Origin of the sequence: Aquicella siphonis, from assembly GCF_902459485.1 — a bacterium.
GTDB classification, from domain to species: domain Bacteria; phylum Pseudomonadota; class Gammaproteobacteria; order DSM-16500; family DSM-16500; genus Aquicella; species Aquicella siphonis.
In genome coordinates this window covers 401,667-424,836 of the sequence record NZ_LR699119.1, presented here as the reverse complement: position 1 = coordinate 424,836, position 23,170 = coordinate 401,667, and the positions used below count along the sequence as shown (strand labels likewise).

Sequence of the window (23,170 nt, the reverse complement as noted above, 5' to 3'; positions counted from 1 at the left end):
GTTCACGTACTACAGGTTTTCAAGACATCCATCCTAGGATGTCTTGGAAGGTGTTGCTGATATTTTATCGCATTCGTTGGCAATTTTGGCGAGACTATCCGCTATGCTGAGCAAGTAAGATACTGAATTATTGGGTGTGCCTGATTTGTCTCCTGGCGCGGCATTTTGCAATCCTGTACCTAACGCGCCCGCCTGCTTGGCGATTTCCAGCAACGTTGTTTTAACCGATGCGGCCAAAATCACAGCATCACTCATTGCAAACCTCACCCCGTTTCGAACCGATTGAATCTCTCTATAAGCATAGCATACATAACGTCTAATACTTTGATTATTCAGCCGCAGCAGTCGAGGATGACACTTCCACTGCTTGTGATTCCTCGACCCTGTCCTTATATCCCAAGTGCTTGACCTGATCGATCTGGAATGCGCGATGCTGCATATAGGCGTTACGCATAAATACATATTTGTCAATGGCAGCTTCTTCCAACACCGGCTCAAACTGCAGAAGATTTGCCCTATGATCAATCACATACAACCCCAACAACTGATATCGGGCTGATTGCGGCTTCAAATACGGATAGACTGTAAACTCAAAGTAATCGACGGGGATGCCAATACCGTCCCGAATCGTGTTGGATCCCAGGAATGGCAGCACCAGGTAGCTTGAATTCTTATAGCCCCAGTATGCAAGCGTCAGGCCAAAATCATTTTGAAAATAAGGCAAGTGCATGCGGGTAGCCATGTCAAAAAGACCGCCTATCCCCAGGGTGGAATTAATAGCCAGGCGGGCAATATCCTTGGACATTTGAAAAAAGTTGAATTGCAGCAAGTCGTTTGCAATGGTGGGAATTTCGCCCAGGTTGTTAAAAAAATTATGAATTCCCTGATTAAGCGGCTTGGGCATAATGGCATTATAGAACTGGGCGACCGGCTTGATCAGGTAGATATCAAGCTTGTCATTAAAAGTAAACATCACCCGGTTAAAACCTTCCAGCGGATCTTTGACATTCGCCGCCTCATCCAGATCATCACTGATGTCAGACTGATCACTATCCGTGGAATCCTGAACCGCAGCCGCGGATTCAGATTCAGCAGCGGTCTTCTTTTCAGCGCCGTCGGAGCCGGGTTTGTCTGCCGTCTTTTTTTCAGCAGAGGTAACGGGCGCTTTGGCATTCTTGGAATGATTGGCTGACTGGGTCTCCAGGGATGCGGAAGAAGCAGTTTCGGCATAGGCCGCGGCGCAGGACCCGGCCAGCAAAATCACGCTTGCGAGACCGGCCGCGAGCCGCAGAAATCCATTGCTTTCATTATTTTTCATATATCATCCCGACAAAAGCGAAAAGATTAGTGTAACGTTAGAGATGTCAGATAACAATTTCTCTGTTTGCAAAATCTAAACTTTGTTAAATTATGTCATCCTTTTGACTAGACAAGTTGAATTATGAAAAGTTTTCGCCCGCGACCGCTCGTACTGGTTATCCTCGATGGCTGGGGATATCGTGACAAAACAGATTTCAATGCTATTGCCGCCGCGCATAAACCCAACTGGGACAATATGTGGCGTCACTATCCGCATACATGCATTTCCGGTTCCGGACATTGTGTCGGCCTGCCTGACGGGCAGATGGGGAATTCCGAAGTCGGGCATTTAACCATGGGTGCGGGACGAGTCGTTCACCAAGATCTGACACGAATTGATCTTGCTATCAACAGCGGAGAATTTTTTGATAATAAAACACTCACAGATGCTCTAAGACTGGCACAATCAACAAACAAATCTGTTCATATCATGGGACTGCTCTCTCCCGGCGGCGTGCACAGCCATGAAAAACATATACACGCCATGATTGAACTGGCGGCCAGGCTGCAATCCAAGTCCGTATTCATTCATGTTTTTCTTGACGGGCGTGACACCCCGCCTCGCAGCGCGCTCTCTTCGCTGCAATCACTGGATGCGCACTGCCGGCGCCTCCAGTGTGGAAAAATCGTTTCGCTGATAGGACGCTATTATGCCATGGACCGTGACAAACGCTGGGATCGTGTCCACAAGGCATATGATCTTCTGACGCAAGGCAAAGCAGCGTATACGGCGGAAACCGCAGAACAAGGCCTCAGGCTCGCATATGAACGCGGAGAAAGCGATGAGTTCATCCAGGCCACGGCCATCCAAACCAAAAACGCTACGCCTGTCACGATGAGTGACGGTGATGTGGTCATTTTCATGAATTTTCGCGCAGACCGCGCGCGTGAAATTACCCAGACACTCATTGATCCCGACTTTCATGGTTTCATACGGGACCAATGGCCAAGGCTGGGAGCGTTTGTATGTCTGTCCGAATACGACAGCCGATTTCCAGTCCCAGTAGCCTTTCCGCCTCAATCCCTGCAGCACATCCTGGGTGAATACATCAGTCAGCTGGGACTCCGGCAGCTGCGTATTGCCGAGACTGAAAAATACGCCCATGTCACTTTCTTTTTTAACGGCGGAGTAGAACATCCCTACCCCGGAGAAGACCGCATACTGATTCCCTCACCCAAGGTAGCCACTTATGATTTGCAGCCGCAAATGAGCGCGCCGGAAGTGACCGAACGGCTGGTACATGAGATTAAAACATGTCAATACGATATGATTGTATGCAACTTCGCCAATCCGGATATGGTTGGTCATACCGGAAACTTTGAAGCAACTGTCAAGGCCATAGAAGCCATAGATCAATGCCTGGGAACCATACTCAAGACACTGCATGAAGTTCAGGGAGAGTTGATTATTACCGCTGATCACGGAAATGCGGAACAAATGTTTGATATTGAACATAATCAACCACATACAGCCCATACCAGTGATCCGGTCCCGTTTCTCTATGCGGGGCGCAAGGCTGAGATCATCAAGACAGACGGCAAATTATCAGATATCGCTCCCACCCTGTTATATCTGATGGGCCTGCCGCAGCCAGCGGAGATGACAGGCACCTCACTAGTGAAATTGGTATAAAGAAAAGCCGAAGTGTTATACTTAAATTAACTAGTAGACGGATGATCCCCATGAGACTACGCCCTCTGATCTTGAGCATTCTGTTTTCTGCCGCACTGATTAGCATTATTCCTCTCGGCTTTTCCCAGACACCCGCAGCCAAGCCTGCCGCTCCCGCGCCGACCATAGCGCCAGCCACAAGCAGCGCACCGGAACTTCAGTCAACCGATCTCACGCTGACATCTCAATCCAAAGGTCAAACCGTGAGTGATGATGATATTAACCGCTTTACCAATACCATTGTCCTGATCAAGGATTTTTACGTTCAACCCATAGGAGACAAAACACTGCTGGATGATGCGATTCGCGGCATGGTGAGCGGCCTGGATCCTCATTCCGAATACCTGGATGGCGACGCTTACAAAACCTTGCTGATGACTACTAGCGGTGAATTTGGCGGCGTGGGAATTGAAGTCACTCCCGAATACGGCATTCTCAAAATCGTGACTCCCATGGATGATACACCCGCTGCGAAAGCCGGCATCAAACCGGGAGATTATATAGTTGCCATCGACGGCAAACTCGTCAGTGAAATGACATTACAAGACGCAGTTGACAAGATGCGCGGGAAACAAGGCTCCCAGGTGGCTCTCACCATTTTGCGCAAAGGCGAGAAAACTCCTCTCACCTTCAAACTCAACCGCGAAATTATCCGCATTGCCAGCGTGAAAGCCAAAATGCTGGATGGCAATTTTGGTTATGTGCGTCTCACCCAGTTTCAGGAACCCACTGCCAAACTCATGCGTGATGCAATACTGAATTTAAAAAACAAGAATAACGGCCACTTGAACGGCATTATCCTTGACTTGCGCAACAACCCGGGGGGATTGCTGGAAACAGCGGTTCAGGTTGTCGATTCTTTCCTGGACACCAAAAAATTAAACAATAAATATAATGATGTCATCGTCTATACTGAAGGCCGGCTTCCTGAAGCACAATATAGCGCCAAGGCAAACGGCACTGACATTCTGAACGGCGCGCCCATTGTGGTCCTGATCAATGGCGGTTCGGCTTCCGCTTCTGAAATTGTCGCCGGCGCCCTGCAGGATTACCGTCGCGCGTTGATCGTTGGAACTACCAGCTTTGGCAAGGGTTCCGTGCAAACCGTCATACCACTCGATAAAACCCATGCGCTCAAACTGACAACCGCGCTGTATCACACCCCGTCAGGCAAGGTGATACAAAATATCGGCATCATTCCTGATGTGCAAATCGAAGATTTGAAAATCATGCAAAAGAAGACGGATGAAGATCTCGCGATGATAGAACCCATCAAGGAATACCAGCTTAAAAACCATCTGGCAGGAACCTCTACGAACGATCCCAAAGCAGTAGAGCAAAATGATCTCGGGCTGGCAAGCGATGATTTTCAACTATTTGAAGCCTTGAAAATCCTGAGGACCATGTATCGTCTGAATACTATGGGCAGTAACTCTTGATCAAGCCTATTGCCAGGGTGATGCTCATGCCAATACCATCACGGCATCCATTTCAATTTGCGCCGCCTTAGGAAGCGCTGAAACCTGCACGGTCACGCGCGCCGGATACGGTTCCGTGAAATATTGCTTCATCACGTCATTGACCAAGGGAAAATGCGCCAGGTCGGTTAAATATATTGTGAGCTTGACAATCCCTTCTAATCCGCCCCCAGCCGCTTCGCAGACCGCCTGCAAGTTCGCAAAAACCCGCCTGGTCTGCACCGTCATGTCACCTTCGACCAGCATCATGGTTGCTGGATCCAGTGGAATTTGTCCGGAAAGATAAACAATCCCGCCTGACCGTATCGCCTGGGAATAAGGACCAATCGCCTGCGGAGCCTGTGATGATTCAATTTTCTGCTTATTCATGTTTACTGCCCCTTGATTCCAAGAAAAAAGAAATGAGCAAGACCATTCGCGCCATAACGGCGCTGACCCGCCTGGTTTTCAGATATTTTGCAGACGGCTGCGGCTGATTCTCGCAAATGCCGCGCCCGCAAGCCAGAAAAAATTCTTGAGGAAATAGTAAAAAACCAGCACCCCTGTTACTGCGGGTATCATCATGGGAAGTACTGCCATCCAGTCATGTCGATGGGCCAGCACAGCGGACTCAGGATTTTCCGGAGGATACCAGCAAGGATAAGACTGCCCGATGCGATATCGCAACAGCCTGGCTTCCTGAGCACGACGATCCAGATCAAATGATCTGTCCAGACCATTGTCTGATACCCAGCGCTGGTATTGGACATCATTGACTTTATAGCTGATAAGGAAATCCGCACGGTATTGCCGCGGATAATCTTCAGACCGGGTTAACTGTTTGCTTATAATCAATGCGGTCGTTTTACGAAAATTTTCGTTGATGGTTTTATCCGGATAAATATTATTATCGTAACCCTGCTCAAGCAGGACTATGCAGATAGTCATGATTGCCGCAAACAATAAAGAAAGAAAAAAACGAACAACAATCTGCATATCCATCCTTTTAATATGCATTTACAACCCGAAAGCATGCCCGCTCAAGGAATGCTTATTTTTTCTCGCCAGCCTTGTCTTCGGACGCACAGCATGCGCAGCCGGATTTTTTGCAGCACCATTTCATCTTGCAGCAGCAAGAAATGAAATCATAAAACAAGGCGATGAAAAACCCGAATATAAATCCTTTTAACAATCCCCAAAGCGCATGTATCGTTCCATCCTTAAGGGTGGGGACTGGAATATGATATTCTACCATCATGGGTGAAGCTCCCATATACATGGCCCACAATGACCAGAAAAACACACCCAACCCGAATGTCAGGCCTACCGCCAATCCGAACGAGAACGGGCATAACTTGTTGCAACCACATTTACCGCTCATCATATCAACCCCCTGGAATCCCTTCTGGTTTTATCCTCTCATCTCAAGTATAAGATATATTTTCCTGATTTGTATCAAGTAATATGTTTTCCGCAGTGGCTAACTGACACAGCACAATCCATAATAATATTAGTGGACTGCTGTGCTGCGTCATGGGGTGTGCATATCGGGATATTAACAGATCGAGGCGGGCGTGACGGAATTTGATTCGCTAAAAGATGAAATAAATCAATATCTTAGCCATGAACAAGTGGCTGACATTGAAAGGTCGTACCTGTTCGCCAAGCAGGCGCATGGCAGCCAGGCCCGATATACCGGCGAACCTTATATCACCCACCCGTTGACTGTTGCCCATATCCTGGCGCAAATGCGCATGGATCCTCAAACCATCATGGCTGCCATCCTACATGATGTCGTGGAAGACACTCCGGTAAAACAATCTGAAATTATCGATAAATTTGGCAAAGAAGTCGCAGACCTGGTAGACGGCGTCACCAAGCTGACGCAAATTCATTTTGAAAATTACGCACAGGCGCAGGCTGAAAACTTCCGGAAAATGGTCATGGCCATGGCCAGCGATATCCGTGTCATTCTCGTCAAGCTGGCTGACCGGCTGCACAACATGCGCACATTGTCAGCCTTGCCGCCGGACAAACGCCGGCGCATTTCGCTGGAAACACTGGAAATATTCGCCCCCATCGCCAACCGGCTGGGCATGCACGCATTTCGCGTTGAGCTTGAAGACCTGGGCTTTGCCTCCCTATACCCCATGCGCTACAAAATCCTCAAGGAAGCTGTGGCAAAAGCCCGCGGCAACCGTCAGGAAATCATAGACATGATTCATGAACAAATACGCGGGTGCATCAAAAAAAACAATATTCCTTCCGCCACACTTTCCGGCCGCGGGAAACACCTTTACAGCATTTACAAAAAAATGCATGAAAAACATCTGTCATTCTCTGAAATCATGGACGTTTATGGCTTTCGCATTATCGTTGACAAGGTGGACACCTGTTATCGCGTACTGGGAGCCTTGCATAACCTGTACAAGCCCATCACGCAACGGTTCAAGGATTATATCGCGATACCCAAGGCAAATGGATACCAATCCCTGCATACCACTTTGTTTGGCCCTTACGGCGTGCCCATTGAAGTACAAATCCGCACCGAAGAAATGCATAAGATGGCTGAAAACGGCATTGCCGCGCACTGGCTTTATAAAACAGAAAAGAAAGTTTTCAACGATGCCCAGTCGCGCGCGCGCGAATGGCTGAAAGGTATTCTGGAAATGGATAAAAGCTCGAGGAATTCCCTGGAGTTTATCGAGAATGTCAAAATTGACTTGTTCCCCGACGAAGTCTATGTCTTTACCCCCAAAGGCCAGATCATAGAATTGCCCGCGGGTGCAACGCCTGTCGATTATGCTTATGCCATTCACTCCGACATAGGCAATACCTGTGTGGCTGTGCGCCTGGACAAACGCCTTTCGCCCTTGAGCGCCCCCTTGATCAGCGGACAGCAGGTTGAAATCATCACTGCTCCGGGCGCGCGGCCGAATGCCGCGTGGCTTAATTTCGTTGTGACCGGAAAAGCGCGCAGCAAAATCAAGCATTATCTGAAAAAACAACAGCGCGAAGAATCCATGGAATTGGGCCGACGCCTGGTGGAAAAAGCCTTGCACGCTTATGATATCTCCCTGGACAAAATTCCCGAATCCATTCTGGGGTCGCTGGTCACTCACTCACGGCTGGAATCCGTCAGCCATTTATTCGAAGAGGTAGGAATAGGCAACCGCCCCGCCGTCCTGGTAGCAAAACAGATTGCCAAGTCCATGGGTGAAAATCTCAAAAAAGAAACACCTGACATGCACGCACCGCACCCGCTGGTGATCAAGGGAACCGAAGGCCTCGCCATTACCTACGCCAAGTGCTGCCGGCCCATACCAGGCGACCACATCGCGGGATTGATCAAGAGCGGTCAAGGCATTGAAGTGCATATGGTGCATTGCGATAACCTTGAGCGCTATCACCATCAGCCTGACAAATATGTCCCTTTACTGTGGGAAGACAAGATAGAGGGTGATTTTTCCGTCGATCTCAAAGTGGACTTGATCAACCGCCGCGGTAGTCTCGCATCATTGACGCTGGCAATATCCGAAGCCGAATCCAACATCGAAAATATCCGCGCACAGGAAAGCGACCGCCATCATTTCAATGTGGATGTCACCATCTCTGTCCGCAATCGCTCTCATCTCGCCAGGATATTGCGTAAAATCCGCAAACGCAAAGATGTCATACGTGTCTTGCGGCACAAGCCGCACCCGGAATCGATACATTTATAGCCCAGCCATCAGAAACAGATTAAACCGGCTATGCATGCTTTTTGAATACTTCCTTGCCGCCGCGCAGTGTCAACTCCACTTCGAACGCGGAATCCATTACCACCAAATCCGCATCCTTGCCGTTTTCAATGCTGCCTTTGCGGCCGTCCAGGCCAAGGATGCGGGCCGGGTTGGCAGATGCCATCCTGACTGCGTCTGCCAGAGAACACTCGGTATACTGCGCCATGTTTCGTATGGCCTGCGGCATGCGCAAGGTGCTTCCCGCGAGCGTCCCGTCGGGGAGCGCCGCGCATCCGGCATGCACGGTTACCGTATGACCGCCCAATTCAAACGCGCCATCACCCAGGCATTTTGCCCGCATCGCGTCCGTCACCAGCACAATTCTATCCGTGCCTTTCAGACGCCAGGCCAGATCAACAACGGCAGGATGCAAGTGCAATCCGTCCACAATCAATTCCACATTGACCTTATCAGACAAAAGCAATGCGCCAGCCGCGCCCGGTTCGCGGTGATGGAGTCCGCGCATGGCATTGAAAAGATGGGTAGCATGGGAACATCCCGCCGCAAGCGCATGGCAGGTTTCAGCATAGCCCGCATTGGTATGCCCTACCGATGACGTCACCCCCAGTCTGCGCAAGGTCTTGATCATGGGAATCACATCCGTTAATTCTGGCGCCAGGGTCATCAGTTTGAACGCACCCCGGGTCATTTCATGCCACCGCTGTACCCATTCCGGATTCGGCAGTGCGACATGATCGCCCGCTTGCGCCCCCATTTTATCCCGGGAAATGAACGGGCCCTCCAGATGAATGCCAAGTATCGCGGCGCCCTCCCTGCCCGGCATAAATGCAGCGATAGCACTCAATACCGACTCCAGCTTAGCCACAGGCGCAGTCATGGTGGTTGCCAGAAAGCCTGTGACGCCTTCGGACGCCAGAGTTTCACATATACCCCGCAGCGCTTTCTCATTGCCATCCATCACATCATGACCGCCCGCGCCATGAATATGCAAATCAATCAGGCCTGGAATGAGATAATGATGGGGTGAATACACAACCTGTTTCGCAGGCAGCTGGTGGCCGATCATATCCGCAGGCAGTACTGCCTTGATAATACCCTCTTCCACCACAACAGCGTGCTCCAGTGACCATTCGTTCCCCACGAGGATTTGCATGCCTGAAAAAATGATTCGATTACTTTCAGTCATGGGTTCCCTCCCGACCCGGAGATGTCTTGATATTAGATTTCGCAAGATAATTCCGCACCAGAAAAACTGCGCCGGCATCGGGTGTGGATTGGCAGGGAACAAGCTGCGCGCGCAGCGCGTTATTCAAATAGGGTTCGATGAAAGCTGCCATGCCGCCCGCCAAGGAACAGGGCAATATCACATCCTGATTTTCCCGGGCAGCCTGCAGCGCCGCAGCCACACCATCCACTGCTTTGGCTGACTCGCGCATCAAATTCCGCGCAGCCTCACTGCCCGCGGCAGCACAATGAATCACGACAGGAGCCAGTTCAGCGAATGCGGTGGAGTTGGCTTGATTCGCCCAGGTAACAAAACGGCCCAGGTCACTGCCAAAAAAGGCAAATACCGCCTGGGTCAATTCATTGACGGGCTGCCGGCCGTCCAGCGTTTGCAGCGTCAGTCTGACTGCTTCCAGTCCCAGCCAGGCACCGCCGCCTTCGTCATCGTGCGGAAAACCCCAGCCTCCCACTTTGGATGTTTCTCCAGACTGGACCTGAAACCCTACCACTCCCGTGCCAATTATAATGACCGCTCCATCATGACCAGCATGGGCGCCCAAACAAGCCGTGTGGGCATCGGAGGTAAGAATCAGCGTCTCAAATTCATGGGGTACCGCAAGAAAAGCCTGGTAGGCTTCCTCAATCTCGCATCCCGCCAATCCCATGCCCGCATGCCAGTGATAGCGCTTGTCGTACATCTGGATGGCGAGCGGCGACAAAATCTTTTCCAGGGCGGCATGAATGGACTGCCAGGCTTGCGGCACCGACAGACGGATATTGGCAGGGCCGCCGGTTTCTCTCCCCAGCAAGTTTCCGTGTTCATCTTCAACACTGACCAGGCATTTGGTTGCGCCTCCATCCACTCCGATATAAAAAGACTGCGTCATGAACCATGGTTTCCTTGTAAAAGCCTACATTATATCGTAACAGGGAATGAAAAAGTGATGTTGAAGAAAAGCCAGAGTGCCAGATTTCTTATATGCCGCGGGAAAAAGAGCACACGCTGCCATGCGTGCGCCAGGAAAATACAGTATTAGTATGAATACACAGGACCCTCGCGAGAATCCATTCGGGATGAGCGCACTTCTGCCGCAATCGGCTGCAGCCGCGATCCGTTCAAATCCGCCAGGTCAAGATTGGCGAATGCATCCTGTTTCAGGGCATTCGATACCGCTTGCCTGACACGGCCGGGATTATTTCCAAGATGCGCTCTCACCAGATTATTTACACTCGCCTTGCCATCAGACCATAATGCGACAAATTTATCTGCATCCTTCATATCCGGCATCAGCTTTGCCAATTCTTCCACGAAAGCGTTTTCGAACTGACGGCGCATGGTCAAGACAGGCCGGACAGGAGTAACAACAGGTGTAAATATTTTTGTTTGCAGCCCGGAAGAACTGTTATCACGCCTGAACGGAACCACGTTATCAGGAATCGTGGAAGTGCTGGTCAGCATGGACGAACCCGGATATGAGGGAGGCTGCGCATCCAGCTCGCCTTGCAAAAAAGCGGTGGAATGACGACGAGAATTTGACGGCGAGGGCGGATCACTTCTCCGGCATTCCTCATCGTTTAATAAAGGATCACGGCTTTCAAGATCATCATCCACTGAAGGCTGACAGCAACAGGAATCCACGATGGCGCCCACGCCTGTGCCTATGCCAGCGCCTACCACCGCACCTCCCACTACTGCGCCAATCGCAGCGAACAGCGGCACGCTGGCGCCAAATGTGACCGGCGCAAGGAAAAAGCCGATCAAAGCGCCTATTCCGCCGCCTATCAGAGCTCCCCCTCCGGCGCCAGCAAATTTACCCTTATGCCGCTTGATAAAATCCCAGATTCGGCTGCCCAGACCTTTTTTCTGTGCGACGGCCGCAGGGCGGGGAAAGGAATCGTGTGAATCCCGCCGCCCTCTCCATCTTTCATCTTCTCCATCCTGGCCACTGCCGCCGGTGCGGCTATGATCCGCACGCCGGGAAGGCCCGTCCCGAGATATCACTGTGGATTCAACATCCGCCTCACCCAGATGATATCCGGACACTTTTTCCCTATCCCTGCGGATATTTTCGCTTTCATCCTCTTGCAATTGCTTGTCTTCACGTCTTTGTTGTTCCTGAAGCCGCCTCTCTTCTTCTCGCCTCTGCTCTTCCCGGAGACGTCTTTCTTCTTCGCGTCTCTGTTGTTCCTGAAGACGTCTTTCTTCTTCGCGTTTTCTCTGGCGTTGGCGCAAGGCTTTTTCGAGGTTATCCGGCTGGGGCAGCTGTTCCACCTGCAACCTGACCTTATCCTGGGATTTATTACTCTGCAATAATTCAATCTGTCGTTTTAATTCAGCCAGATTTTCTTCAGTGGTGCGTTTCGCATCTGCCACATCCTTGATACGCTGTTCCTGTTCTATTGCCTTGAGAATGCCAAAGCATTCGCAACGCCAGGCTTGCAGTGACGCACGTGCCTGTTCCACTCGCTCTTTTAATCTGCGAACCACTTCCCTGTGTCCTTCAACGCGCGGAACCAGAGCATGTTGATAATAATCTTTTTGCAGTTTGTTCGTTTCAATGCCAATAATCTGGGCTGACTTTCCCTGCAGCAGCTCAATCTGAGCTTCAGTCGCTTTAAGCTGCTGCTCCACCGCTTTGGCGGCATTTTCCCATAACGGATTACCTGTGTTGGACTGGCCGCGGCATAATTTCGCCAGTTGAATACTCAACGCTTGCGCGTCTCGCAGCTGTGATGCCAGCAAACGGCCATGTTGTGTATACAAGCTCTGAACCACATCAAATGCCGGGAGAGGCGGCAGTGATTCATCCCTATGGTCATGACTGGCAGAGCCAATAAATCTCTCTACACGACTTACATATTCAGCAATCAGGCCATTCGCTTCAGGCAGCCATCCGGCATCGACGATTTGCCCAACCTGTCCATCACGACCATCCACCAATTCAGTACGGTGAATGTTACTCAAGCCTCTGATATGCTGATCGATGTCATGAAATACCTGTAAATGCTGCCAGTCCTGCGCCTGCAGTTCCGCGGGAATCCTGACACCAGCAAACTGTTGCGCCACCTTACATTCTGAGTACAGGCTTTTGATCTGTTTGGTCCACTCCAGCTGGGCAGCACGCTGCAATAACTGCTCTCTTCTCTCCCTGAACTGGGTTATCATCCTCTGTATGGCGCTCTCATCTTCATCTTCCTGAATCAGCTGGCTGACACGCTCAAAATCCTGATTGAACTGCTCAATGTCCCGGCAAAAACCCTGAATCTCGCGGTAAAGGTTGACATATTTTTTCTTTACGGCCTGAAAGCCACTCTCGTAGGCGGCGATAATCTCACCGCGCTGCTGACCCAGTCTTTCTATCACTGCTCCGTCATGACTAATTACCTGTCTGTTCGTGGCCGCCTCATGAATATGGTCAAAGCTGCTGCCGCCCGTACCCATAATTTGTCTAAATGCGTAATGGCGTCCCAGAAAATTTTCAATTTGTTCTATTTTATCCGCATAAGCACTGAGTAATGGATTAAACGACAAACGCAGCTGATCCCAGGCCAAATTGCCTATCCCGGACAATTGCAAAAGCAGCAATCGCTGCAATGCCAATAGTTTGAATGCTTCTATCAAGACAGGGATCAGATCTCGTTTGTCGCTGGAAAGATTGGCGTAAAATTTTTTGCCATCAATCTCACACTTTTGCGCCGATTCGACAAAACCCACTTTATAATCCTGATCACGGAGTTTTTCCAACAGCCCGGGATTCAGAAGAAACCGGTAATTGAATTCAAAGTGGCTTTGTATTCTACCCGGGAGTTCATTCAGCAAATTTGCAAAACGCATACTCACGGTTTCGAGAGTGTCGGTTTTCGGATCAATGGAATAAAGTATTTTCGCGGCTTCTCGATATAAGGCGTCATATGCCAGCTGAGACAAATGATCTTCCTTTTTATCCTTGAATGCCGGTGCCATGGCGCGATGGAGCTCATCAACTTTTTCTTGTTTTCCTGAAGAAGAAGGTCGCTGTAAAAAGCTAAATCAGATGGCCTGGCAGAATTCATTCTTCACCTCGTCATGGGTAAATAAGGCACTTGAATCTTCCGTTTTTTATTGTGCTTATATTTTTTCAAATTAAAAAATATTTTTACCGCCTGTATTTATTGATCTTAATGCACTCAACCTTAAGGGTTTATTAATAAGCTCAAAAAACTATCCATAACACAGCCCCATACTCCGCGCAAGATTCCCCTAGCGTTCCGGCCATTTCGGCCGCCTCAGGATTTTTTATATATAATCAGATGGATAACTCACATATAATCGCTTAAGACAGATGGAAATTAAGGAAAATACACGCTATCTTTAATAGTAGGGACATGAACGGCCACTTACCGGACATGACCCGACTGAAACCAGGTTAAGGACAGCCTGCCGCGGACCAGGAGAAGCCATGAAAACAGCGCTATGCAAGTATACCCACGCCGGTGCAGACCTCACTGTGGCGATTTACTTCGATAACAAGGCATTTGAATTCCTCACTCCTCCCCTAAGCAGTGAAGAAGAAGATGCTCTGATCCGGTTGATCGGGGACAGCATGGCGGCCGCCATGCCCAAAGACAGTGCCGAAAAACATTTTTATGTCAAACGAGTCCTGCGTTATCCGCAATCTATCAAATTGTTATGCACCGACGGCTTTATGATTGACAGCGCACTGATCCTGCCCGTCTCCCAGCAGGCTTTTGCGACGGAACGCATCCGGATCGCAGAGGTTGAACAACTGCCTGCGCGGCTGAAACTAACCAATGAAACCATTAAAAACATCAATGACCGGCTGCCCTTATTTGAAGAAGCCGCGCGAAGAGATTTTTCCCAGGTCAAGGCTGCCGCCGCCAGGGAAACCGTCAAACAGGAGAAAATCGCTGTCAGCGTCCGTGAAACCGCAGCGGATGAAGTCATTGATGTGTTAGCTGAAATCGGCAACGTCAAAAAGGAAATCAGGGAAATTGCCGACAACAGCACACGCCAGTTAAAGGCGCTGTCAGCGCAAATTGACGGAGTGAGCGCACGCATTCTTGACGAAGTCATGAAAGCGACAGAAAGCAATCTGCAATTCGAGGATAACAAAAAGAAACTGGATGAATTCGCCAACTCCATCCTATCCCGGTCCGGCGGCGGCAACGTCGAGAAAACCAGGGAAGAGTTACGAAAAAAAATTGAGGAAATCACGCCCATACCAGAACAGTTCGAAAATGAAACCAGTGAAACAGCTCAGCTTATCGCGAAGCAAATTAACACCCTCACCCGGTTCAAGCAGCATTTGATCAACGCGCTTTACACTTCAGCCGCGCAATTTCATGAAATATTGACCAAGCAGATGCAATCCTCCCCACCTCATGCCCGGAAAATCATGCTCAATGAATTCAACAAAAAATTTTCCGGGATTGCGCGTCTGTCCGAATCGGGCGAATTAAGCAGTCTGAACGAGGCAATGGAATCGCTGGGCAATCTGCCGCTGGAACGCTTTCAGGATATTATTTCCAGCGAAGACAAGGAAAATCCCGGATTATTGCAAAAATGCAATACCTCCTGGACGGAAGAATCTCCTGAACTGCAAATCGTGATGAAAAATATTGGGCAATTAAATCCGATCTTGTCCGGCATATTCAAGGACGACCCGGAATTTTCCCGCTACGCCCGGGAAGACATGATCCAGATCATACGCATTCCCTTTCCCCGCAGTTTTCAATTCAAGTTTTCCAGCAGCGCGCTGGGATACAAAAAGTCAGTGGATGATTTCTGCAGGACCCAGAAAGACAAGATCATCAATCTATCGAAAGCCTACAAAAGAACCATGCAAATCGATGATGTGCGCGACAAGACTCAGCGCGCCATGACTGAAATCCAGCGCCAGACCGCCTTGATGAAAAAGCCGGTCGCGGATTACAGAGATTTGCTCAAGCGCAAGGAATCCAGCGGAATGATCATCGCGTCCGCCAACAAAGATCATGCGTTGACCATGCAGTATACGAAAACAGCGAACCAGCTGCTGGAAGTCATGAACACAAAAGTGGATCCCACGCTGAAAAACATGCTGAAAAAAATCAGCAATCTTGCACAGGAAATACAGGCCAGAAGTGATGCGTCGGAAAACATCATACAGTCAATGAACAGCGCCAAGGCGCGCATTGATTTCACAATCAACAAATTTACTTCTCAGCCTGGCGAAATACCCAGCCTCGCAGACCTGGACGCCAAAATCGCGGCGCTGGAAGAGCAAAGAAAATCCCTGATGGAAGAAAACCGCGTGCTGGAATCATTAAACGCCAGACTGTCAGTTTATGACAATGCCATAAACATCGCGGATAAAATTGCCGCGGCGGTCGCGCAAAGCAATATGCGCAAACAACAGAGCGAAGCAAAAAGCCTGTTGCTGCAACTCATAAAAAACCAGACCCGTGACCCCGCTTCTACCGAACAGTTAAAAAAACACATGATAGAGCTCTATACCCGCGTTGACACCAGTGTTTCCGGCATCGACAAAGCCATCAACGAACTGATGGAAGCAAAAAAGCAGTTGTTCAGTGATCTGAATAATAAAAGCGACCCTCCAGCCAGTGAGTTTGAAAAAAATCTGCAAAATATTTCAGACAAGCTGCAGGCGTTGGAAGAAGCCAAAAATCTTGTTCAGACTAATCTTTCCAGCCTGAGAAAGCTCAGCCTGGAATCAACAATGGAAAAAAAATAAGCAGAAAACGCTTTAGGGTGGGAATGGTTTGAACGGCGTCTCATTATCCCCCTGAAGCACGCAACCTGCGTCGCAAGTGTGATAACGGCACGCGGACCGTCCCATCGGAAGACGCCGGAACTTCATCGCTGCAAGGCGGCGCGAACGCATGGGCAAATACCACTTCATAGGTGACAGGAAACACACCATCCTCCCCTGGAGCCGCCTCAAGGAGCAGCGATAACGCCGTAGCGCCGGCCAGCATGCCGCTGCCATGCATTTCCCTGATCAGATTGCTGCGCTCACGATAAGTCACGGTATAATAGTTAACATCCAGCACAGGGTCCGCCAGTCCTTCCTGCAGCATCAGGTCGCCCAGATCATGCATGTCGGCGAACACGGGAACCACATGGCCTGATAACTGACGATGCCATTCTTTCAGGGTGTCAGGTCCCAGCGCGGTGACAATCATCACCCCATCCGGCCGCAACACACGGCGGGACTCCCGTATCACCAGCCGGACATCCCCATGCCAAGGCAGTAGAAGGTGAGCAAAAACAAGGTCTATGGATTGTGCGGGAAGCGGCAGCTGGCCAGCCTCGCCACAGACGCAAACAAGATCACTGTTGTGATGCCGGGTGTGTTCTATCATTGGATCCGAGTCATCCAGCGCCACGATTGTCGCATCTGGATAGCGGACTCGCAAACGCTGGCTCATTTCCCCTGTTCCGCACCCCAGATCCAGAACGACCCGAGGCTTAAGCGTCATCCAGTCAAGCCGGGACAAAAGTTCTTCCCCAGCTGCACGAGCAAGCGCGGAAGATTCCACATAATCAGAAGGAGACCAGACCATGTTCGATATTAAAGTCATACACATTCTCACCCAGGTATTTCGACTATCATCCAGTTGCCTGACTGACTGGCTGCTGCCCGCATCCTGCCTCTTGTGCGGTGACAACACACACGACGACATGCCCGTTTGCCAGCCCTGTCAGCTGGATTTGCCCATTTTACCTCATCATTGCTTTCAGTGCGCACAATTTTTACCAACCTGTACATCTGATGTTGTAAAATGCGGTATCTGCCTGAATAATCCGCCTGGCTTCGCCGCAACCTATGCCTTGTTCCCCTACGAACCTCCTATCATTCAATGGATCATCAGGCTCAAATTTCACCATCAGCTCCACATTGCCAGAGCATTGGGAAAAATGCTGTCTCATCACATCCAGAGCCGGTGGTATGCCGGCAAAGCACTGCCGGATGTCATCATCCCCGTCCCGCTTCACCCCTCGCGCTTGCGCGAAAGAGGCTTTAATCAGGCACTTGAAATCGCCAAACCAGTTGCGGCGGATCTGAGGTTACGGCTGGATCGCACCGGCATAAGGCGTATCCGTCATACTGCCGCTCAAAGCAGCCTGCCTGCCGCTTCCAGAGAAGAAAACATAAAAAATGCCTTTACTGTCACCAGACAGTATTCAGGCCAGGTCATCGCCCTGGTCGACGATGTCATCACTACCGGCCATACCTTGCGCGAATGCAGCCGCCTATTGCTGCGTCAAGGCGCGGCCCGTGTCGATGCCTGGTGCTGCGCAAGAAGAGGGTAAAAAAATCCCTCATTTCACTCACGGCCTGTTGCCCAAAGCAACAAGACCCGATAAATTAACGCCCTGGTATTTCACTAACACCTCTGACTTTGGGCCACCCCTTGCCCGGGAACCTGTTGAGAAGGTGTCCGCGGCAACCTGCGCGGTGTAAATTTTAATATTATAATAGGTATCGTCATGCAAGATTTGACCACTTTCATTGCCCAGCATCCGCTGCTCAGCCTCGCTGCAGCCATCGTCCTGATATTACTCATACTCCTGGAACTCATGCGCGCGAAGCGCAACGTGTTCAATATCAGCCCGTCTCAAGTCACACACTTGATTAACCGCGAAAATGCTGCGGTCATTGACGTGCGGCAGCAAGACGCTTTTCGCGCAGGACATATCATTGATGCCGTATCCATGCCGCCGCAGGATATCTTGCAAAACCCCAAAAAACTTGAGAAATTCCGTGCCCGGCCGCTTGTTATTGTCGCCAATTCCAGCAGTGAATCACAAAAAATAGCCGCGTTATTATTGAAACAGGGTTATAATGCCTATTCTCTCACCGGCGGAATACGTGCCTGGAACGAGGCACAAATGCCTTTGATTAAGGAGTAAAGATGGCTAAGGTCATTGTCTATACCAAGGATCATTGTCCTTACTGCCGCTTGGCGAAAGAATTGCTGGCCGCACGAAATATTGCTTTTGAGGAAATCCGCATTGACCTCGATGCGGATAAAAGAGATGAAATGATTCACCTTAGCAACCGGCGCACTGTTCCACAAATTTTCATCAATGACCAACCTGTCGGTGGCTACGACGACCTTGCCGCTTTGGCAAAGTCGGGTAAACTCGATGGCTTATTAAATTCGTAATCAAAATAAAGGGCTTCTTACTATGCAATCAACCAATGAAACCAACTCGCCTCAATTTGAAATTCAGCGCATTTTCGTTAAGGACATGTCTTTCGAAGCGCCGAATACTCCGCACACTTTCGTTGAAGAATGGAAGCCGGAAGTTTCATTAAACCTGGAAACCAAAAGCAACCGCATTCAGGACAACATGCATGAAGTTGTCTTATCCATCACTGCGACCGTCAGCACCGGCAAAAAAACAGCTTTCCTGATCGAAGTACATCAGGCAGGCGTATTCATGATCAATGGATTCCCCAATGATCAATTGCACCAGATGCTTGGCAGCTTTTGCCCGAATATTCTGTTCCCTTACGCACGCGAAGTGGTATCCGACACCGTTGTGCGCGGCGGTTTTCCTCAACTGATCCTGGCGCCCGTCAATTTCGACGCGCTCTATGCCCAGCACATGGAGCAGCAAGGCAAGGAAGGCACGCAAAAAGCAAATTAGGCAATCAGATAAGGATATTGACGTGGAAGGTCAGCAGCTGAAACCCATCGCAATTCTAGGTGCCGGTTCGTGGGGCACGGCATTGGCGCTTTATTTGGCCCGGCGCGGCCAGACTGTCAGGATCTGGAGTATTGAAGAGTCGGAAATCACTGCCATGATCACTGACAAGGCAAACAACCGTTACATGCCTGGCTTTTCTCTGCCTGACCAGATCCACCCCATGACTAATCTTGAGGAAGCCGTTAGCGGAGTGGAAGATGTTATTGTCGTGGTCCCTTCCGCTGGTTTTCGGCATACGCTTGCCATGCTCAAGCCTCTGATTGGGCCGCATGTGCGTATCACTTGCGCAGCAAAAGGCCTGGATACGGATACCGGACAATTGTTGGGTGAAGTCGCTGAAGAAATTTTTACTCGCCAGCGCCCCTTCGCGGTTCTTTCCGGACCGTCATTCGCGCGTGAAGTCGCGGCCGGGCTGCCTTGCGCAGTCGTCATCGCCAGTCACCACAAACCTTTGCTGGCTGACATGATGCAACGCTTTAACAGCCCCATATTCCGCATCTATACCAGTGATGATGTCACAGGGGTAGAAGTGGGCGGTGCAACTAAAAATGTCATTGCTATCGCAACCGGCATCTCAGACGGCATGGAGCTGGGTTCCAACGCCCGCAGCGCTCTCATCACCCGGGGTCTTGCTGAAATCATACGCCTGGGCACCGCACTGGGTGGAAAACTGGAAACCTTTGTCGGCTTATCCGGCCTGGGTGACCTGATCCTCACCTGCTCCGACAACCAGTCAAGAAACCGCCGCCTGGGGCTCGCCTTGGGTAAAGGCCGCGATTTGCTGGAAGCTGAAAAAGAAATAGGCCAGGTGGTGGAAGGAAAGCGCAACGCGGAATTAATCGCCAAACTTGCCAAGCGGCACGGCATAGATATGCCTATTTGTGAAACCGTTTGGCAGATATTGCAAAACAAACTCAGCGCAAAAGACGCCATTTCCATTCTTCTGGCTCGGTCAGCTAAAAGCGAATTGTTGTCATCCTGAGAACACTCTTCCGTTTCATACGCAGAAATGTTTAGTCACTTCCATCAGTGAACGGCAGGGGCGCTTCACCCGCTGCGCGGATTCGCGCGGATGGATTCCCGCACCTTCTCGTCATTCCCGCGCAAGCGGGAACCAGAACCGGGGTTCATGGTTCGAGACGCCGCTAACGCGGCTCCTCACCACGAACGGAATTTCACCGCCGTTCACCCTGAGGTCTCGAAGGGTCTGGCACAAGCAGGGATACAGGCTTTTTGAATATTTCTGGATGCCAGCTAAAAACATGCTGGCATGACAACGTACCCGTTCACCCTGAGGCTGAACGCTCCCCTCAAAATTTCTCATAAAAACCATAAAAACAAAGAGTAGAAAAATTGCATAGTGAAGTTAAAATCCAAATTCGACCAAGAATATGGAAACCTCACTATGCAAGGGAAAAAATTATTACATAAATTTATGCAAGAATCTTCATTCTTGCATAAAAAAGTACTAGATACGTTAACCATCACCTGTGATGGTTTGCTTAAAGCAAAAAAGTTAAGTGTGACAGCGTTAGGTAGGGCAATTGCTAGCAAAACACCGGACAAGCACGCTATCAAACGTGTTGACCGGTTAGTTTCCAATCCAACCCTAGAAGAACATAGAGGTTGTTTCTATAAAGCGTTAGCGGAAAAAGTTGTGCCTAAAACAGGGTGGTGCCCCATTCTTGTTGATACTAGTTGTTTAACTGCGGATAGTGAATTTCAACTCATAAGGGCATCGCTTGCACTTGATGGCCGAGGATTTACTTTATTTGAAATGGCTTATAGGAACGGGACGTTAAGTCAGATATATGAGATATTTTTAGAGAAATTGAATGAGGTTTTACCTGAAGAGAAAGGACATGTCATCCTTATTAGTGATGCTGGGTTTCATAATAAATGGTTCCATTTGGTAAAGAAGCAAAAGTGGGATTTTATTGGCAGAATTCGTCAAGATAAGCATTATACTACCGCCGATGGAAAAAGTTTCCCTTGTAAGTCCCTACACAAAATAGCCACTTTAAAGCCTACACATCATGGAACTGTTTTCTTATGCAAAAAGAGTCATAACAAAGCAATTATATGTGATTTGTATAGCATAAGGAAAAAGATCAAAGGCAGGAAAATGAAAACAAAAAAGGGGGCTATTAAGCGGGGAAGTTATAGCAAGGCGTTTGCTAAAGGCCAAAAAGAACCCTGGGTGTTGGCAAGCTCACTACCTAAAAACAGCTTTAATCCTGAGCAGATTGTTCGATTATATTCCTTTAGGATGCAAATTGAAGAATCTTTCCGGGACATGAAAAATAACAAATATGGTTTTAGCTTTAAAAACACATTAACCAGAAGTGTTCGGCGATTAAACGCACTCATGCTAATCGCTGCCATTGTAAATTTCATTGTGTGGTCGGTAGGGGTGATGGCGGAACAAAAAAAATGGCATTTAAAATGCCAATCCAACACCTCTAAAAAACGAACATTGTCATTATCTTACTTAGGGGCAATCATCCTGAAGTCGACATATTTCCAAATTAAAACCTCAGAAATAGAGAATGCAATTAAAAATATCATTATCCCCTCAGACCTCAATATAATGGAACGGCAATTTTGAGGGGAGCGTTCAGACCCTGAGGAGGCACGCAGTGCCGTCTCGAAGGACGGCACTGCGTGAATCAATCGTATAACAGCTGGTCTAACGGGGCAGGTTCGCCGCGCGGCGTACCCTTCATGAGTTCATTTAACACATCGGTCAGACAAAGCAGTCTTAAAACATTGGGGGTAATATCATCAAATATGACTTTGACACCCAGGGCAGAACCTTCCGCTTCTTCGAAAGTCACGCCTATGCCATATCCCAGACACAATGAACTTAACTGGTCAGCCCTGCGCGCGATTCCCGGCAGCAATCCGGTATAGGAAAACACTTCTTCCATTGTCATGGGCCGGCCATTCAGCGTGAATTGCGCATTCATGATACGGGCTATTTTAATCATTTGCTGGGATACATCTAAACTGGGCATGATTAATTTTTCCACCATGGTTGAGCGATCTTGCGCGGGCCCGCTACGTATGCACGCAGCCAGCGCATAAATACTGCGACGGTAAAACCGAAACGTTCTAGCAAACTGAAAAACACTGTGGCAATGATCGCAAAAATAAAAGTCCACAGTCGAATATGCAGCAAGAAAATAAGCAAGGGAAACGTCGCCCGATAGTCAATAATGAAAAACCTGACATTTCTTGCCGAGTCACGCCAATGAGCCATAGATTATTCCTTCATCTTTCTTCATTCTAACTAAACTCCTTGTCTATTGCATAGCCCCAAAGTCTGGCCGGCCGCCGCAAAGGCGGCATGACTTTTGTCTTGACTTTGCCTGGCCGTCTTGCTTCAATGCCTTGAAAACTAGATATTTTAAGAAAAAATGTTCAATTTTCTTGAATGTCGTTATACCATGTTTGTCATGAATGAACAGCGTCAGGATGAGATGCGAATTACAGGGAAATCGTCAAACATGAATCACAAAATTGGTATTGTCACCTTTCTGTCTCTTCTCTTGTGCGCGTGTGCCGCACCCAAACCGCCGCAAGGTTACGATGTCAGCAAAAGTGAAGCATCACTTGCCGAAGCATCCTATTCAGTCAGCCGCTCCGTGGTTGACCTAGCGGAAACCGCACAGGCAGCCCATCCGCTGCCGGCACTTGCGCCTCCGCCCAGTCCCGCAACCTACGGCATGGCCGGACTGACAACCGTAGACTGGTCAGGCCCGGTCGAACCCCTGCTCAAGCAGATGGCTGTGGCGTCTAATTATCGTCTGCGCGTATTGGGTACCGCACCTGCCATTCCGGTGATAGTCACCGTGTATTCAAAAAATGTCATGCTGGGTGATATCCTGAGAGATGTCGGGTATCAGTGCGGAAGACGCGCAACTGTGGTAATTTATCCAGAGACCCGTGTGATTGAATTGCGTTATGCGAAAAACTAACTTGGATTGAGGCC

General features: G+C 49.4%; 22 protein-coding genes. 11 read left to right on the top strand and 11 right to left on the bottom strand.

Annotated features, from left to right (window positions below; translation table 11 throughout):
• Positions 1 to 33: 33 nt before the first annotated feature.
• Both AQULUS_RS02005 and AQULUS_RS02000 read right to left on the bottom strand, forming a co-directional pair.
• Positions 34 to 255 carry a hypothetical protein gene (locus AQULUS_RS02005; RefSeq protein ID WP_148338139.1) on the bottom strand — a complete coding sequence of 74 codons (222 nt, stop codon included), beginning with the start codon at positions 253 to 255 and terminating at the stop codon, positions 34 to 36.
• Positions 256 to 328: 73 nt separating this feature from the next.
• A complete protein-coding gene (locus tag AQULUS_RS02000) occupies positions 329 to 1,318 on the bottom strand; it encodes an MlaA family lipoprotein (RefSeq protein ID WP_148338138.1) in 990 nt (329 codons plus the stop codon).
• Positions 1,319 to 1,441: 123 nt separating this feature from the next.
• Here AQULUS_RS02000 and gpmI point away from each other — a divergent pair, with 123 nt between their 5' ends.
• Both gpmI and AQULUS_RS01990 read left to right on the top strand, forming a co-directional pair.
• Positions 1,442 to 2,992 carry a 2,3-bisphosphoglycerate-independent phosphoglycerate mutase gene (gene gpmI, locus AQULUS_RS01995; protein ID WP_148338136.1) on the top strand — a complete coding sequence of 517 codons (1,551 nt, stop codon included), beginning with the start codon at positions 1,442 to 1,444 and terminating at the stop codon, positions 2,990 to 2,992.
• 50 nt (positions 2,993 to 3,042) lie between these two features.
• On the top strand, positions 3,043 to 4,470 hold the full coding sequence (locus AQULUS_RS01990) for a S41 family peptidase (protein ID WP_148338134.1): 1,428 nt from the start codon (positions 3,043 to 3,045) through the stop codon (positions 4,468 to 4,470).
• Between the two features lie 24 nt (positions 4,471 to 4,494).
• Here the strand turns inward: AQULUS_RS01990 and AQULUS_RS01985 are convergent, their stop codons facing one another.
• From AQULUS_RS01985 to AQULUS_RS01975, 3 genes are all read right to left on the bottom strand, one after another.
• Positions 4,495 to 4,878 (bottom strand): RidA family protein, encoded by a 384-nt coding sequence (locus tag AQULUS_RS01985; RefSeq protein WP_148338132.1) that lies wholly within the window; start codon positions 4,876 to 4,878, stop codon positions 4,495 to 4,497.
• Between the two features lie 78 nt (positions 4,879 to 4,956).
• Positions 4,957 to 5,484, bottom strand: coding sequence for a DUF3592 domain-containing protein (locus AQULUS_RS01980; protein WP_172622699.1), 528 nt, complete (start codon positions 5,482 to 5,484; stop codon positions 4,957 to 4,959).
• A 55-nt stretch (positions 5,485 to 5,539) separates the two neighbouring features.
• Positions 5,540 to 5,872, bottom strand: a complete 333-nt coding sequence (locus AQULUS_RS01975; RefSeq protein WP_148338128.1) for a hypothetical protein — start codon at positions 5,870 to 5,872, stop codon at positions 5,540 to 5,542.
• 190 nt (positions 5,873 to 6,062) lie between these two features.
• Here AQULUS_RS01975 and spoT point away from each other — a divergent pair, with 190 nt between their 5' ends.
• The gene (spoT, locus tag AQULUS_RS01970) at positions 6,063 to 8,210 is read left to right on the top strand and encodes a bifunctional GTP diphosphokinase/guanosine-3',5'-bis pyrophosphate 3'-pyrophosphohydrolase (protein WP_148338126.1); all 2,148 of its coding nucleotides are present in this window, start codon (positions 6,063 to 6,065) and stop codon (positions 8,208 to 8,210) included.
• 28 nt (positions 8,211 to 8,238) lie between these two features.
• Here the strand turns inward: spoT and nagA are convergent, their stop codons facing one another.
• From nagA to AQULUS_RS01955, 3 genes are all read right to left on the bottom strand, one after another.
• Positions 8,239 to 9,417 carry an N-acetylglucosamine-6-phosphate deacetylase gene (gene nagA / locus AQULUS_RS01965; protein ID WP_172622698.1) on the bottom strand — a complete coding sequence of 393 codons (1,179 nt, stop codon included), beginning with the start codon at positions 9,415 to 9,417 and terminating at the stop codon, positions 8,239 to 8,241.
• A complete protein-coding gene (locus AQULUS_RS01960; RefSeq protein ID WP_148338122.1) occupies positions 9,410 to 10,342 on the bottom strand; it encodes a BadF/BadG/BcrA/BcrD ATPase family protein in 933 nt (310 codons plus the stop codon). The genes nagA and AQULUS_RS01960 overlap by 8 nt, the downstream gene beginning before the upstream one ends.
• A 146-nt stretch (positions 10,343 to 10,488) precedes the next feature.
• Complete coding sequence (locus AQULUS_RS01955) at positions 10,489 to 13,419, bottom strand: hypothetical protein (RefSeq protein ID WP_148338120.1); 2,931 nt, start codon at positions 13,417 to 13,419, stop codon at positions 10,489 to 10,491.
• A gap of 475 nt (positions 13,420 to 13,894) precedes the next feature.
• Between AQULUS_RS01955 and AQULUS_RS01950 the strand changes: the two genes are divergently transcribed.
• The gene (locus AQULUS_RS01950) at positions 13,895 to 16,189 is read left to right on the top strand and encodes a rhoptry family protein (protein WP_148338117.1); all 2,295 of its coding nucleotides are present in this window, start codon (positions 13,895 to 13,897) and stop codon (positions 16,187 to 16,189) included.
• Between the two features lie 43 nt (positions 16,190 to 16,232).
• Here the strand turns inward: AQULUS_RS01950 and AQULUS_RS01945 are convergent, their stop codons facing one another.
• Positions 16,233 to 17,039, bottom strand: coding sequence for a methyltransferase domain-containing protein (locus AQULUS_RS01945; RefSeq protein ID WP_172622697.1), 807 nt, complete (start codon positions 17,037 to 17,039; stop codon positions 16,233 to 16,235).
• Between AQULUS_RS01945 and AQULUS_RS01940 the strand changes: the two genes are divergently transcribed.
• The 6 genes from AQULUS_RS01940 to AQULUS_RS01915 all read left to right on the top strand — a co-directional run bounded on the left by AQULUS_RS01940 (position 17,020) and on the right by AQULUS_RS01915 (position 21,784).
• A complete protein-coding gene (locus tag AQULUS_RS01940; protein ID WP_148338114.1) occupies positions 17,020 to 17,772 on the top strand; it encodes a ComF family protein in 753 nt (250 codons plus the stop codon). The genes AQULUS_RS01945 and AQULUS_RS01940 overlap by 20 nt on opposite strands.
• A gap of 177 nt (positions 17,773 to 17,949) precedes the next feature.
• Positions 17,950 to 18,372 (top strand): rhodanese-like domain-containing protein, encoded by a 423-nt coding sequence (locus AQULUS_RS01935; protein ID WP_148338112.1) that lies wholly within the window; start codon positions 17,950 to 17,952, stop codon positions 18,370 to 18,372.
• Positions 18,373 to 18,374: 2 nt separating this feature from the next.
• Positions 18,375 to 18,629, top strand: coding sequence for a glutaredoxin 3 (grxC, locus tag AQULUS_RS01930; RefSeq protein ID WP_148338110.1), 255 nt, complete (start codon positions 18,375 to 18,377; stop codon positions 18,627 to 18,629).
• 22 nt (positions 18,630 to 18,651) lie between these two features.
• Positions 18,652 to 19,116 carry a protein-export chaperone SecB gene (gene secB / locus AQULUS_RS01925; protein WP_148338108.1) on the top strand — a complete coding sequence of 155 codons (465 nt, stop codon included), beginning with the start codon at positions 18,652 to 18,654 and terminating at the stop codon, positions 19,114 to 19,116.
• Positions 19,117 to 19,138: 22 nt separating this feature from the next.
• Positions 19,139 to 20,158 carry an NAD(P)H-dependent glycerol-3-phosphate dehydrogenase gene (locus AQULUS_RS01920; RefSeq protein WP_232051814.1) on the top strand — a complete coding sequence of 340 codons (1,020 nt, stop codon included), beginning with the start codon at positions 19,139 to 19,141 and terminating at the stop codon, positions 20,156 to 20,158.
• A gap of 423 nt (positions 20,159 to 20,581) precedes the next feature.
• The gene (locus AQULUS_RS01915; RefSeq protein WP_148338104.1) at positions 20,582 to 21,784 is read left to right on the top strand and encodes an IS4 family transposase; all 1,203 of its coding nucleotides are present in this window, start codon (positions 20,582 to 20,584) and stop codon (positions 21,782 to 21,784) included.
• A gap of 61 nt (positions 21,785 to 21,845) precedes the next feature.
• Here the strand turns inward: AQULUS_RS01915 and AQULUS_RS01910 are convergent, their stop codons facing one another.
• Together AQULUS_RS01910 and icmT are read right to left on the bottom strand one after the other, a co-directional pair.
• Positions 21,846 to 22,193 (bottom strand): type IV secretion IcmS family protein, encoded by a 348-nt coding sequence (locus AQULUS_RS01910; RefSeq protein WP_232051813.1) that lies wholly within the window; start codon positions 22,191 to 22,193, stop codon positions 21,846 to 21,848.
• 2 nt (positions 22,194 to 22,195) lie between these two features.
• Positions 22,196 to 22,438 (bottom strand): IcmT/TraK family protein, encoded by a 243-nt coding sequence (gene icmT, locus AQULUS_RS01905; RefSeq protein WP_148338102.1) that lies wholly within the window; start codon positions 22,436 to 22,438, stop codon positions 22,196 to 22,198.
• 247 nt (positions 22,439 to 22,685) lie between these two features.
• Here icmT and dotD point away from each other — a divergent pair, with 247 nt between their 5' ends.
• Positions 22,686 to 23,156 (top strand): type IVB secretion system lipoprotein DotD, encoded by a 471-nt coding sequence (gene dotD, locus AQULUS_RS01900; protein WP_172622696.1) that lies wholly within the window; start codon positions 22,686 to 22,688, stop codon positions 23,154 to 23,156.
• Positions 23,157 to 23,170 lie beyond the last annotated feature (14 nt).

Excerpts from the sequence above, each read along its gene's own strand:
- icmT (WP_148338102.1), bottom strand. The coding sequence starts at position 22,438 with ATGGCTCATTGGCGTGACTCGGCAAGAAATGTCAGGTTTTTCATTATT.
- AQULUS_RS01950 (WP_148338117.1), top strand. The coding sequence starts at position 13,895 with ATGAAAACAGCGCTATGCAAGTATACCCACGCCGGTGCAGACCTCACT.
- gpmI (WP_148338136.1), top strand. The coding sequence starts at position 1,442 with ATGAAAAGTTTTCGCCCGCGACCGCTCGTACTGGTTATCCTCGATGGC.
- AQULUS_RS01945 (WP_172622697.1), bottom strand. The coding sequence starts at position 17,039 with ATGACTTTAATATCGAACATGGTCTGGTCTCCTTCTGATTATGTGGAA.
- AQULUS_RS02005 (WP_148338139.1), bottom strand. The coding sequence starts at position 255 with ATGAGTGATGCTGTGATTTTGGCCGCATCGGTTAAAACAACGTTGCTG.
- AQULUS_RS01935 (WP_148338112.1), top strand. The coding sequence starts at position 17,950 with ATGCAAGATTTGACCACTTTCATTGCCCAGCATCCGCTGCTCAGCCTC.
- grxC (WP_148338110.1), top strand. The coding sequence starts at position 18,375 with ATGGCTAAGGTCATTGTCTATACCAAGGATCATTGTCCTTACTGCCGC.
- nagA (WP_172622698.1), bottom strand. The coding sequence starts at position 9,417 with ATGACTGAAAGTAATCGAATCATTTTTTCAGGCATGCAAATCCTCGTG.
- AQULUS_RS02000 (WP_148338138.1), bottom strand. The coding sequence starts at position 1,318 with ATGAAAAATAATGAAAGCAATGGATTTCTGCGGCTCGCGGCCGGTCTC.
- AQULUS_RS01985 (WP_148338132.1), bottom strand. The coding sequence starts at position 4,878 with ATGAATAAGCAGAAAATTGAATCATCACAGGCTCCGCAGGCGATTGGT.
- AQULUS_RS01980 (WP_172622699.1), bottom strand. The coding sequence starts at position 5,484 with ATGCAGATTGTTGTTCGTTTTTTTCTTTCTTTATTGTTTGCGGCAATC.
- AQULUS_RS01955 (WP_148338120.1), bottom strand. The coding sequence starts at position 13,419 with ATGGCACCGGCATTCAAGGATAAAAAGGAAGATCATTTGTCTCAGCTG.
- AQULUS_RS01915 (WP_148338104.1), top strand. The coding sequence starts at position 20,582 with ATGCAAGGGAAAAAATTATTACATAAATTTATGCAAGAATCTTCATTC.
- AQULUS_RS01990 (WP_148338134.1), top strand. The coding sequence starts at position 3,043 with ATGAGACTACGCCCTCTGATCTTGAGCATTCTGTTTTCTGCCGCACTG.
- secB (WP_148338108.1), top strand. The coding sequence starts at position 18,652 with ATGCAATCAACCAATGAAACCAACTCGCCTCAATTTGAAATTCAGCGC.
- dotD (WP_172622696.1), top strand. The coding sequence starts at position 22,686 with ATGAATCACAAAATTGGTATTGTCACCTTTCTGTCTCTTCTCTTGTGC.
- AQULUS_RS01940 (WP_148338114.1), top strand. The coding sequence starts at position 17,020 with ATGTTCGATATTAAAGTCATACACATTCTCACCCAGGTATTTCGACTA.
- AQULUS_RS01960 (WP_148338122.1), bottom strand. The coding sequence starts at position 10,342 with ATGACGCAGTCTTTTTATATCGGAGTGGATGGAGGCGCAACCAAATGC.
- AQULUS_RS01910 (WP_232051813.1), bottom strand. The coding sequence starts at position 22,193 with ATGCCCAGTTTAGATGTATCCCAGCAAATGATTAAAATAGCCCGTATC.
- AQULUS_RS01975 (WP_148338128.1), bottom strand. The coding sequence starts at position 5,872 with ATGATGAGCGGTAAATGTGGTTGCAACAAGTTATGCCCGTTCTCGTTC.